At 42.2% G+C, this 12455-nt stretch carries 7 protein-coding genes; all 7 read right to left on the bottom strand.

Annotated elements, in window-relative coordinates:
* On the bottom strand, nucleotides 1-1314 hold the full coding sequence (locus tag FSB76_RS28240) for an alpha-L-fucosidase (protein ID WP_147059461.1): 1314 nt from the start codon (nucleotides 1312-1314) through the stop codon (nucleotides 1-3).
* Between the two features lie 114 nt (nucleotides 1315-1428).
* On the bottom strand, nucleotides 1429-3363 hold the full coding sequence (locus FSB76_RS28235) for an SGNH/GDSL hydrolase family protein (protein ID WP_147059459.1): 1935 nt from the start codon (nucleotides 3361-3363) through the stop codon (nucleotides 1429-1431).
* A gap of 374 nt (nucleotides 3364-3737) precedes the next feature.
* Nucleotides 3738-5549, bottom strand: coding sequence for a right-handed parallel beta-helix repeat-containing protein (locus FSB76_RS28230; protein WP_158643004.1), 1812 nt, complete (start codon nucleotides 5547-5549; stop codon nucleotides 3738-3740).
* A gap of 46 nt (nucleotides 5550-5595) precedes the next feature.
* Nucleotides 5596-7878, bottom strand: a complete 2283-nt coding sequence (locus FSB76_RS28225; RefSeq protein WP_147059455.1) for a glycoside hydrolase family 95 protein — start codon at nucleotides 7876-7878, stop codon at nucleotides 5596-5598.
* A 182-nt stretch (nucleotides 7879-8060) separates the two neighbouring features.
* The gene (locus tag FSB76_RS28220; RefSeq protein ID WP_147059453.1) at nucleotides 8061-9272 is read right to left on the bottom strand and encodes a DUF4998 domain-containing protein; all 1212 of its coding nucleotides are present in this window, start codon (nucleotides 9270-9272) and stop codon (nucleotides 8061-8063) included.
* Nucleotides 9273-9294: 22 nt separating this feature from the next.
* Nucleotides 9295-10524, bottom strand: coding sequence for a DUF4959 domain-containing protein (locus FSB76_RS28215; RefSeq protein WP_147059451.1), 1230 nt, complete (start codon nucleotides 10522-10524; stop codon nucleotides 9295-9297).
* A 39-nt stretch (nucleotides 10525-10563) separates the two neighbouring features.
* The gene (locus FSB76_RS28210) at nucleotides 10564-12447 is read right to left on the bottom strand and encodes a RagB/SusD family nutrient uptake outer membrane protein (protein ID WP_225976335.1); all 1884 of its coding nucleotides are present in this window, start codon (nucleotides 12445-12447) and stop codon (nucleotides 10564-10566) included.
* Nucleotides 12448-12455 lie beyond the last annotated feature (8 nt).

The following is a 12455-nucleotide window of genomic DNA, read 5'->3' as shown; positions in this document are numbered from 1 at the left end:
TTATGATTTTATTACAGGAATATCCATAGCGTTAACATCAACTTCCAACACAATTACCGAGCAATTTTCATCAGGTAAAGTGGCAGGCAACTCTATTTTATAGCCTTTACTATCCGACCGGATGGCAACGGCGTTACCATTCAGAAAATAAGATTTCAGGATTTTGGTATTGGGCAGTAATGGAATATTTAACGTGCTATCCTTACGTTGAAAAACGTTGATATAGATTTTGTTCCCTAAACGGGTCGCACCGTATTCGGCTGTCGGCACATACGGACCACCTTTTGTACCGTAAATTGCCTCGCCATTTTGCTTTAGCCAGGCCCCCATTTCTTTTAAGCGGGCTACCTGCCGGGCTTCCATGTGGCCATCCATCGCCGGACCGACGTTAAATAACAGGTTACCATTACCCGATGCCGATGTTACCAAAGTTTGGATGCACTGTTTTAATGATTTCATCCCATCGTTTGGTTTCCAGGCCCATTGGTTGCAAATGGTAATGCAACTTTCCCACGGCTCATCCATATTAAGTTTGCCTATGGTTTGTTCCGGTGTTAAAAAATCGCCAACCGCATCACCGCCCAATTTTTCGCTTATCTTACCCAGGCGATTATTGGTAATTACGTTAACATCAACGCTTTTGATGTAGTTGTAGATTTCCTGACCATCGGCCGTTGTCCATGGGGCTTCCCAATAGCCATCGAACCAAAGCATAAAGGGGTGATATTTGGTTATCACTTCTTTAAGCTCATTTTTCATCCGGGTTTTAAATGCAGTCATATCACCTTTGCGGGCATTTATTTCGGGATGGTGCGGGTTATCTATCGGGTAATCTTTATCGTGCCAATCTAAAACGGTACAATAAATACAAAAAGTGATGCCTTGTTTTTTACAAGCTTTTTCCAATTCACCTACAATATCTCTTTTAAACGGCGATTTTGAGATATTATAATCTGAGAAAGCGCTTGGCCACAACAGGAAGCCATCGTGATGCTTGGCCGTAATAACAAGGTATTTCATCCCGGCATCTTTTGCGGCTTTTACCCATTCATCGGCATTAAATAATTTAGGGTTAAACTCGTGGTATAAGTTATCGTAGTCCTCCTCGGGCACCTGGTCGTTACGGCTCCAGCCAATTTCGGTACCGCGTTGGGTTACCGGGCCAAAATGAATAAACATACCAAAACGCTTATCCATAAACCGATCCATAACCGCCTTAGGAGTTTTAACCGGAATTGAACTTGTTGCCTGCTGCGCTATAGCTAAACAGGTACTTAATAAAAGGACTCCCAATAGTCCTGCTTTTCTTTTCATAGTATAGTTTAATTATTTTTTTGGTTAGATTGGATTAGATTACTTTGATTGAGTTGGATTAGGTTAGTTTGGCTTTAAAAACTACTCACTCATTCAACCCAATCAACCACTCACTCATTTATTTACAAAAAAGTTAACAATACGACAGGCATGACCTTTACTTAAGTTGTTCTTTTTGTCGCTTATTTTAATTTTCAACGTATGGCTGCCATTAATAAGGTTATCGCCCAGCATGTGGTAAACGCCCAGGTGAATCCAGCTATAAAATTCAGTCAACAAGTCAAGATCTTTATAGGCACCACCATCAATGGAATAAGATACAATACCGGCGTCGGGCCCGGCCACTACTGCAACACCAACAGCTGTGCCTTTGAATGGTAGGCTTAATTCGCTACCCGGTTCTGTAGCTTGTAGCATAGGCACATCAACAAACCCCGGGCGGGTTGACAGGCCATCCCTGGGATTCCATTTAGCATCAATAGCCCATCCTTTATCCAGCCTGGCGTTAGTAATATTATAATAACTGCCATTATTATAGCTGGCCTTATCAATTGGTTTAGGCAAAACAGCTTTAACAGGTTGTTTGTAATTTGCAGCAACGCCGGCCTGCAACAGAGCTTTAATTGTTTCAAAGTAAAGCTCCTGCCCATGATACCAGGGGTGGATATCTTTAAAATCATCGGCCCAGGTTAACTCCTTATTTTTTATTTTATCGTTAACTTCCAATGCCAGGTTTACATAGGGCAAATTGTAGTGGGTAGCTACCCGTTGATGATTCAACAGTTCGGGCGATACTTTCCCTTTAGCATAGCTTTCTATTTTCTGAGGGTCAACAAAGGCCATCATAATAACATCCATCATGGGGTTGTTCATTTTTGCATGCCTTACAATGCCTTCTAACGCCCGAACCTGCGTAGTACTATCGGTGCCCCTATCGTTTACAGCGGCCTCTACAAACAGCAGATCGGTTTTACCCGAATCAAGTATATCTCTTTGTAACCTGAACGCATGCGGTAAACTGCCTAAGGACGGGATACCGGCTGCTATAAAATGAAAATCCGTTTCGGGATAAGTTTCCCTGAGGTATTTGCAAATCTTATCGCGCCAGCCGGGATTAAAAGTGATCGATCCGCCCAAAAAAGAAACGGTAGCTTTTTTATTTACTGTAGCAGCGTAGTAAAAATTATTTAAGCCGCCTGCTTTTTTGATATAATCTGTATAAGGCAGTATTCTTTGTACCGGGTACGAGTTATTGTATATAAATTGGGCATAGTAAGCCGGGCGATCTACCGTAAAATGATGCCCTTGTAACTCCATTGGCCCCTGTGTTATGGGATGGATACTAATGGGGCCACCTAAAGCAATATAGCGTTTGGCCAGCACATCACTATTCTCGGCAGGCGGGGCGAGCTTATCCTCGAGCCCTATGGTATGTAAAATAGGTACACGGAATGAGGCCAGGCCTTCCAGGTTATCAATCGGGTTATCGTTGTAGGCTATGGCCTGTTCTTCGGTAAAATGATAAACCTGTTTTAGCTCATTCCAGGCACTGGCGTCTCCGGGGCCCTTAAGTTTTCCACCTGGCCAGCTTTTAATATCACAAACCGGCGTTTCTGCATAAATACAGGTCACTTTATCGGGGTTGCGTTTGGCCCAGGCATAAGCATAAAGGCCTCCCCTGCTTACCGCCTCGAGGGCCACCTTTGGTGCAAAGGCAAGTTGCGTGGTTAAATAGGTATAAAACACATCATAAAAACTCATTGCCGATGGTGCACCATACTGGTTATCGACATTGATAAAGGCTATGTAAAACCCTTTTGCAAGCAAAATGCTGTCAATTTCGGTATGCCAGTCGGGAAAAGATGTGCGCCAAACCCAGGGATTACCAGGCAGCGGGTGCGTTGGCTTAACATAGTAAGCATCCTTATCGGCAAATTTTAGTTGTACTCTCTCAAAGCCCTTCCATAAACTGGTCTTGCTTTGCGCATGGACACCAATAAAAGCAGTTAGTAACGACAATAAGATAACAGCGTGTTTAAATTTTGACATTGGCTTTAACATTTCAATTTCGGGCAAAGGCATTTGCGAGCCTTGCTATTTTAGTGAATAAAGTATTTTTAAATAGGCCGTATTACGGCAATGTACATGTATTAAAAAATGCAGCATCTACCCGATTGTGTTATTATTGGTTAGGGTAAATGTATCAGCTAATTACTTTTCAAAAAATGGATAAACCTTTTAAAACGATGGACAATCCACTGAAATCATGGAGTTAGATATGTATATTACTCCAAAATCACTCAACACCGTTTCATCAGCAACTACCGCACAAAAAAACAACTGCAAATGATTAAACCTAAAGGTAATTGTATCAATTTTGTTATCCAGACATGGAGAAAACACCTATATGTTTCTACCGTTCTTTATCGGTTATAAATTCTATTAAGCAATACCAGTGTATTTGTACAATCCTTAAATTTTATCAGGCCAGCTTTGGCAACAGGCGTACTGGTAACTTTGAAGCTGTTATTTAACACCCTGATATTAGCAGTGCTTTTTGCATAAACTGCCTCGGTGGCTGGCAATAAAATAAATTCATTACCCGTCACTAAAATATTGTTGTGTACTTTTATTACGTTGTTTTGAGTATTTTCGGGCGATACCAACACAACGGGACCGCCACATAAATAGAATTTATTATTCCTGATAGCCAGGCTCTTAACCATCCCCGATTCGTACCAACTTGCTGCATCGTCGGCTACGGCTATGGCGCTGTTATTGACACGCCGAAAAATGTTGTTTTCTATTACCGCTTTGCCACGCGTGGTAACCAAAATCCCCCTTGTGGGAATGCGTTCGATGGTATTATTACTTATATATACCCGAGGTGTCCAGGTAATATTTTCTACCACATCATTTGGCATTATCGTATCGGTTAAGGGCGCTTTAAGGGTTAACAGTATGTCTTTATCATTTACCCTTACCGCCTTTGATACAATGCTTTCCCCATATTGCAAAAGGCTGTTTGAATGTACAAAAGCGATACTATCCCCCTTAACAAAAGCTTCGAAACCAAAAGTTTGGTTGTGCATAAACCGGACAAGGAGCTGATTGGGTTGCGGTTGCTGTATAATGCGCAAATAGGTACCATGCACATTAACGGCATCGTCATTAGCACCCGACAACCAGGAATTGATGATCGATATTTTACCGACACAGCCCGAAAAATGTAAAATATCGGCCCAGGCTGCGCAGGTTCGCCCGGAGTTCGCAGCCGGCTTTACAAAAACAGAATCGATGGTAATATTCCGGCAAAACTGGCTTACCGCTCCCATGCCGTGCATAAAATTGATATGGATGTTTTTTAATACCAGGTTATTGCTCCTAACTAAAAAAATTCCTGCGCAATCCCTTGTAATATCCCTGTTTTGATATACAAGCCCGGCTTTAAAACCGGGATTACGTTTAAAATAAACCCTTACATTATTTATACCTGATGCCACATATTTTAATCCCTCCATATTGATATCAACGCGTTGAAGATGGCCTGTTGCAGGGTCGAGCACCTGCCATAATGATATCGAATTATACCCCCAACCCTCTCCTTCCCAGGTAAGCAGGCTATCTTTAATACTATACTTTGAATCTGGATGAATTTTCAAATCGGCAAAATTATCTGCCGTTTTTATCACTTCTAACTCTGATACTGTAGGTCTGTAATAATCATACGTGGCGCCATGTATTTTGATATCATGACTATGATCAATACAGGTTTCTATCATCTTCCCGCGCATCAGCATTTTCGCTCCCACGGCTTCTATATCTACATAGCTTGAACTATCAATATAGATAGCAATAGCTTTTGGCGTGTAGGCATCATCATTGGTATTTGATATAAAGAATTGCTTTTTAAAACTTGCTTCCGGATAAAAATTATAGGTACCTTTTTCAAATACCAATTTAACGTGTTTTTTATTACTACCGCGCGCTACCAGGAACAGCGATTCCCGGAAATCTGCAGGTCCTGTAATTACTATCCTGTCTCCTGCCGAAAAGATCCGCCGGTTAACCTGCTTGAAGGTTTTCCAGGAATGTTTTTTATCTACTCCTGAGTTATCATCATTTCCTTTTTCAGCGTCCATATAATACGTAGTATTACCCGGCGATACTTTACGATTACTGATGTCAGGATATTTTGCTACGGCATACAAGGGTAAACCGATATGAATAGCCAAAAATGCTAACAGAAAAATTAAGTATCGAAACCCGGATTGATTGCTATTATTTACCCGCATTGAAAATATACGTTTTACCGGCAACTGAATTAAACTGGTATTTAAAGTCGTTGTTTACCATAACTCCGGGAATCTCTTTTCCTTCGGCCATCAATTTATTTGGCGACCGTAGGCTACACATCCCGCCAGCCAACGATTTAACTACAATGCGGGTAATTTTACCACTTTTCCATACCATATCGGTAATCTCAAAATCGCCACGGGTTTTAAGGCCATGCACACTGCCGTTTAACCAGGCTTTTGGTAATGCCGGCAAAAGCTGAATTTCATCGGTTTGGCTTTGGAGCAGCATTTCTGTAACACCCGCCGTATAGCCAAAATTGCCATCTATCTGGAAAGGGGGATGCGCGCATAGCAAATTAGAGTAAACACCGCCGCCGTTGTTATAATCAACACCCGACCCTCCTGCCAGCGTAATAAAATTATTCAGGATTTTGTAAGCATGATCGCCATCCTGCAGTCGTGCCCAAAAATTCATTTTCCAGGCCATTGACCATCCGGTTGAAACATCGCCACGCGCCAACAGACTAACTTTGGCAGCTTGCGCCAATTCGGGGGTTTTTATAGTGCTTATGCGTTTGCCGGGGTGCAGGCCAAACAAATTTGATGAGTGACGGTGCGTATCTTTAGGGTCATCACGATCAGTTTCCCACTCTTGTAATTGGCCCCATTTGCCAATTTTAGGCTTCAACAAATGATCGCGCATATCGGCAACATGATCGCGATAAGTTTTATCGGCGCCTAAAACATCTGCCGCCGATATATAATTGGTGAACAAATCATATACAATCTCCTGGTCATAAGTTACACCATCCTCGGTTGGCCCGTGCTCGGGCGACCAGCCCAATGGCGAAACCAGGGTGCCATCCGGGCGGCGTTTTAAATGATCGTCCCAAAACTCCACAATCTCTTTAAGTATAGGGTAGGCAAAAGTTTGCAAGTAGCTTTTGTCTTGGGTAAACGCATAATGCTCCCAAATACCCTGGGCATACCAGGCGCTACCGGGAGTATTCCACAAAAAGCTCCCGCCGCCGTAAACGCCATTTTCGGTTTTCACTGTCCAGCCGCGCACACCAGGATACTCTTTTTGTGTACTTACCTTTTTAACCTCGCGCATGCTGTTGATATAATCAAGGTATGGTATATGGCATTCCGAAAGGTTGGTTGGCTCGGCCAGCCAATAATTCATCTGGATGTTGATATTGGAGTGGTAATCACTTCGCCATGGCGGGTTGTTGCTCTCGTTCCAAAGCCCCTGCAGGTTTGCAGGCAAACCGCCTTTACGAGACGAATTGATTAATAAATATCGCCCGTATTGATAAAGCAATGCCTCCAGTTCCGGGTCGGCCTGTTTTTTATAATTAATCAATCGCTTGTAGGTGGGTTCGGCGGCATCCGGTGGTGGTGTTATACCCAGGTTTATGGCAACCCGGCCAAAAAGTGCCGAATAATCGCTTATATGATTATTTAATAGTTGCGCGTATGTTTTGGCAGATGCCGCATCCAGACTTTGTTTCACCTTTACACCTGGTGCTTCACCACGCCAGTGCTGTTCGCGCTTGTTGCTGTAATCGGTAGCTGCCGAAAGTAATAAGGTAAAACCATCGGCATTGCTGATATTAAGTTGCGAACCGCCTTTGCCATCGCTTTCAACCACCGCCGTACCGCCTGTAATTTTCACCTCAATACCTGCTTTATAAGCCAGCCCATTATTCAGCTTGCCTTCAAATTCCAAAGATTTGGTGGTGCCGGAAACTTTTGCACCATGTGCATCTTTGAGGCTGATAATAACCGAGTAAGCGCCCTTTTTATTGGCAGCATAATGCAACACCATCACCTTATCCGGAAAACTGCAAAAGTATTCCCGTTTAAAGGCTACACCATTATCACTATAAGTTATTTGCTGTACTGCTTTACTGATATCCAATTGCCTGCGATAATTAGCAGGTGTAGCCTGTGTGGTGTCCTTGTTTTTAAAGTTGACAAATATATCGCCAAAGGCCTGGTAGGCCCCGGTGTCGTCTTCATCACCGGTCCACAGGCTTATTTCATTAAACTGGATATGCTCTTGTGCCAGACCTCCAAAAACCATCCCACCGAAGCGGCCATTGCCCATTGGATAGGCTTCTGTCATCCAGGTTTTAGCGGGTTTATCATCCCATATTACCGGCGGTTTTACGCCAATGTTAGTTTTATTTTGCGCGTTTGCAGCATTTACGAATACACCGCCTGTAACAATAAAGGCAATGCAAATTAACTTTTTGATCATGTTTGGTTTAAAGTAGGATGAGCTAAATATCTATATAAAACAGCCGTTTATAAACATCGATATTAGCAAATGATTGCGTTTTTAGAACATTAACAGTATTGTTACCAGCAAATTTGCTAAAAAAGAACCTCCCGGGCACTTGCGGCCGGGAGGTTCTTTTCGGTATTATATTAAACAAACAACTATTGTTTATTCCAAAAGGTTATTTCGCTCATGTTGCTGTAGCCAGATCCTGTTACAGTATGCAACACCCTTATACGTATATACCTGACAGGAGGAGGATTACTCAATAAATCAACTTTCAGAGCAGCTTGTCCGTCGTCTGTCCTGGTAACCGATTTAAGTAATATCCATCCTTTGGCAATAGCTTCTGCTTTCCAGCCACTGTTATCGGCCCTTAAAGTGGTGGTAGCACCGGTTAAACTATTTATCCCCCAAACTTCAAACTGATCAGGGTTGTTACAGCAGTTCCTTCCGACTTCTTCCATCTGACCCAAATTACTGTATGACTGCCCCATATCAAACGTAAGCACATGTGGAATATATGAGCCATCGCTGTGGAAAATATTGGGATAGCCTTGCGGACCATCGCTGTTATCCCACAATTTACTGATCGTAGTTTCGCCAGAATAAGTACTAACATCCTGTGGCAGATGAACTTCCGAAAATTTAGATTTATCGCATTTTACATAAATATAGATTGTAGGAAATGTATCAAATTGTGCTACGGCAAATGTGTCGATTGACGTTCGCTCGGGTATGTAGTACGATTTGTACGTAATAGGCGTACCTGCTTTGTAAGTAGGCAGCGTTATTGAATTTACATTTGGAGCAAGCGAAAGCTGCGATGCTACACCAGCTGCATTGGTATAATTAATAACGGTTTTAATGTTAATAGTATCGGGTGTGATAAAGTTTAATTGCACCGACCCATCGCCGTTAACAACATAGGGCGTAGTTGCGTTATAGCCCCGGTTTAATAAATTAGATGCATATACCGGTCCGTAAGCCTTTGCATTATTTAACTCATAAGGAATTGATTTATTTCCTTTTGCATCGTATGAATAAATGGTGAATGAATAGGTATATTCCTGCAAGTTTTTAATTATGGTTCTTATTGTATCTGCTTTAGTAGTAATATTAACAACTTGCGAATCGGCGCCGTTGTTATAATATACAACGTATTTCACAATACTCGGGTCAGAGCTTGCCTTCCACTTCAGGCCTATTTCCAAATTACCAGGTTGTACAATAGCCTGTGCTACCGCACCTGTGTAGGTTAATTCATGACCATCGTAGAATTTTTTATAATCGGTTGCGAGGCCATCTTTTTTGCAGCCGTACCATGCTGCTGCTAAAAAACAGGCAAGCAGTATATATATCAATTTTTTCATGTTTATTTTTTATAAAAATTAACTACTCAGGTTTACCGTATAGTGAAATTTCCATTACGTGCGCAAAGTTACCGCCCGACCACGTTTGAGCGACAGCAAGTCTGATAAAGTGAACCGGTGGCGCTGCCAATGATATATTAAAGTTTACTCCGGCTAATACAAATGCATTATCGGCCGAATTTACAGCTGTTGGCGGTAAACCCGACGGTGGATCGGGGTAACGATAGTTGCCAATATTTGTCCAGTCGCCGACAACGGTACCTACTGCTGATGATACCGGCAACTGTGAATCTTTTGGCGATGAAACATTGGAGCCCCATAACGAGAATATTTTAGGATTACCATGGCCATAGGCATATTGATCTGGCCGTTCCCATAAAATAAAGCGACTTAATTTGTAGGTTAAGCCCACATTAAATGTGCAAACAAACGGTGGATTATGGCCCGGATTGGTGTGCCAACCAGCGCTGTTTCCATCAGTTTTGCCATCCCATAAGTTTGGAAGCACCCATCCATAGCCTATTTCCGTATCCGAAGCCAGGTTGTAAGGACTAAATTTACTCTTGTCAAGTAATTGCTCAAATAAGGGGGAGATAGCTTGTTTGATAGTATCTGAGATATTGCCGAATTTATCGGTTATATAAACCCCAAAGTTCCTGTTGTCTGTATTAAACCCACGCACCGAATAATCAATGGTATCTGATTTTGTATAATGCTGATCCTGGATTTCCATGGCATTGGTTGATTTATCAAAAGCAGTAACAATAACACCAATTTCCTTTTTCAGCGGGTTTAGGGCCTTAACGTTAACACCACCAAAATCGGCACCAATGCTGGTTGTTGCTTTAATAGATATGTAGGGCGGCGTTTGCGGGTGAACCGTAACCTTAACCGGGTCTGATTGTATATTTGCCCTGCTCACGGTATATAATGTAACATCGTAATCAGCTTCTTTTGCAAAACCTTCAACATTTACAGTATCAATATAATAACTTGATTTTGTTTCCCTTGACACACCATTCCTTATCTGGTATTTAGCCTGTACATATAGTATATTATCTGAGTTCGGCAGTGTATAGGTAATATATGCTCCCCCAGGGTAATTATCAACCTTCACATTTGTAATTACACCTGGTTTTGATTTATCTGTTGATATTGGCTCCCTATCCCCGTCGTTCCTTTTACACGATGTTATGCCGGCAGCCATTAATCCCATAAAAACCAGGACTAAATAATTTTTAATATTTTTCATTTTTTTCATATTTAATGATATGATTATTAAACTCTTAACTTACCAGTTTAAATTCTGCACCAGGTTATTATTAACAACCAGGTCATCACTTAGTATAGGCCACAAATAATTCCTGACATTAAATATTGGAATAACCATAGTGGCGGGGCGGTAATAATTTGTTGCCGATGATTCGTAAATATTCCAGCCTTGTAAAGGTTTGCTTAATGCCAACGGCAATTCTTTCCACCGGCGAAGGTCCCAACCCGGCGTACATTCAAACGCAAGTTCGATACGTGATTCCTGGTGAATGATTTGGCGAAGACCAGCTTGTGTGGTATATTTTGAAGGGTCTTTTGAATAGGTTGTCCATGATTCGGCTACCCCTTTTAATCCAGCCCTTGCCCTAACTTTGTCAATCCATGGCAACACTTCTGCTGTGGATTTTCCCTGCTCATTCAATGCCTCGGCATAAAGCAGGTACATACCCGCCAGTCTTATTACCGGCAATCGATAATCGGCAATAGTATAACCATCATCATATACAGTTAAATAGTTTACCAGTTTTTTAGGCCAATAACCGGTAATATTTAATCTTACCCTATCTGTTGGCCCGGCTAACGCGCCGCTTCCGCGTGCCTGAACATAATATTGCGAGTTTTGATTCACCTGCCCGTTACCAAACCATGTACCGCCGTCAAAAGCTATATCAGCATAAAACCTGGGCTCGCGGTCAAAGTGTGCTTTTACCGTTGTGTAGCCATTGCCTATATAAAATCTGTTGGCATCATCACCCGTGCGGGTATCATACCGGTTCACATAATCCCAGGTTTTATCCTCGTTAATAGGAACGCCATTGTGGGTATAAAACAGTTCCTGTTCCTGTATAGGCACGGCGAAAGTGCCCTGGAACGATGGGTTAGCAGCAGCTTTTGACGTAAGCCTTGGCATACAATAACTTTGATCTGGGAATACTGGATTTAAAGCCCATATTGTTTCGGTATTAAGCTCCCATTTTTCAGTAATTGTTGTTTGCAGATCTAACACCGTTTTTAGCGAATCGTTAAGGCCGTTAACACTGGCTGTAGCAATAAACTTGTGAAGCGCAGCACCGTTTGCTTCGGCATTGGTAATTGCTGTCAGGCAAGCCGCAGCTGCTTTATCCCACTTTGTAGCATCGTAAGCCGCAGGAAAAAGCGCCTTTCCATCTTTATTTTTTACGCTGATATAATCCGGGTTACCGTTAAAAAGCGGGCTTGCGGCTGTAGCGAGTATTTGTGCTTTAACTGCAAGCGCAATAGGCTGGGTAATACGCCCAAGCTCTTTGGTAGGGTTAAGTATCACAGGCGGCAAATCGACAGCAGCCTGGTCAAGCAACCTTACCATATAATTTACTACCGAATCAACCGGGGCCCTTTTTACTCTTACTTCGTCGGTCGAGCTATTAATAGGCAGGTTTACATCAACAATCGGAATGGGACCATATAGCCTGAAGAGTACAAAATGATAATAGGCCTTCAAGAACTTCACTTCGGCTATCCATCTTTTCTTTTCATCGGCACCCAGATCAATTGGTTTGTCTATATTTTCCAGCATAGTGTTACACCGTCTGATAGCTTTCCAGGTTGCCTGGCCACCATTATAACCATCCCAATAGTTAAGACCTGGGTTAGCGGCGTTTTGTGTTCCTCTTATAAGATTAAACCCGGTTGGGTCAATTCCCTGGAAATCAGTCAGGTTGTTTGGAAATATAATCTCGCCCGAAGTGGTAAAACCAGGATTATTTTGAACATAGGTTAACTGCTGAATGGTAGCATAACAGGTAAATAAGTAGTTTTCTGCTTCATTCCGGTTCCTGAACGCATAATCTATAGTACCAACATTATCAGGCGTAACATCCAGGTACTTTTTACATGACACGCAAGAGATTGCGAAAACTGCCATGAACAAAT

The sequence above is a fragment of the Mucilaginibacter ginsenosidivorax genome (genome assembly GCF_007971525.1).
Lineage (GTDB): Bacteria > Bacteroidota > Bacteroidia > Sphingobacteriales > Sphingobacteriaceae > Mucilaginibacter > Mucilaginibacter ginsenosidivorax.
The sequence above is the reverse complement of the archived record's forward strand: the minus strand, read 5'-3'. Positions and strand labels throughout refer to the sequence as shown.

Bases quoted from the DNA above. Each gene is read 5' to 3' on its own strand.
- FSB76_RS28240 (WP_147059461.1), bottom strand. From the start codon at position 1,314: ATGAAAAGAAAAGCAGGACTATTGGGAGTCCTTTTATTAAGTACCTGT.
- FSB76_RS28235 (WP_147059459.1), bottom strand. From the start codon at position 3,363: ATGTCAAAATTTAAACACGCTGTTATCTTATTGTCGTTACTAACTGCT.
- FSB76_RS28225 (WP_147059455.1), bottom strand. From the start codon at position 7,878: ATGATCAAAAAGTTAATTTGCATTGCCTTTATTGTTACAGGCGGTGTA.
- FSB76_RS28220 (WP_147059453.1), bottom strand. From the start codon at position 9,272: ATGAAAAAATTGATATATATACTGCTTGCCTGTTTTTTAGCAGCAGCA.
- FSB76_RS28215 (WP_147059451.1), bottom strand. From the start codon at position 10,524: ATGAAAAATATTAAAAATTATTTAGTCCTGGTTTTTATGGGATTAATG.
- FSB76_RS28210 (WP_225976335.1), bottom strand. From the start codon at position 12,447: ATGGCAGTTTTCGCAATCTCTTGCGTGTCATGTAAAAAGTACCTGGAT.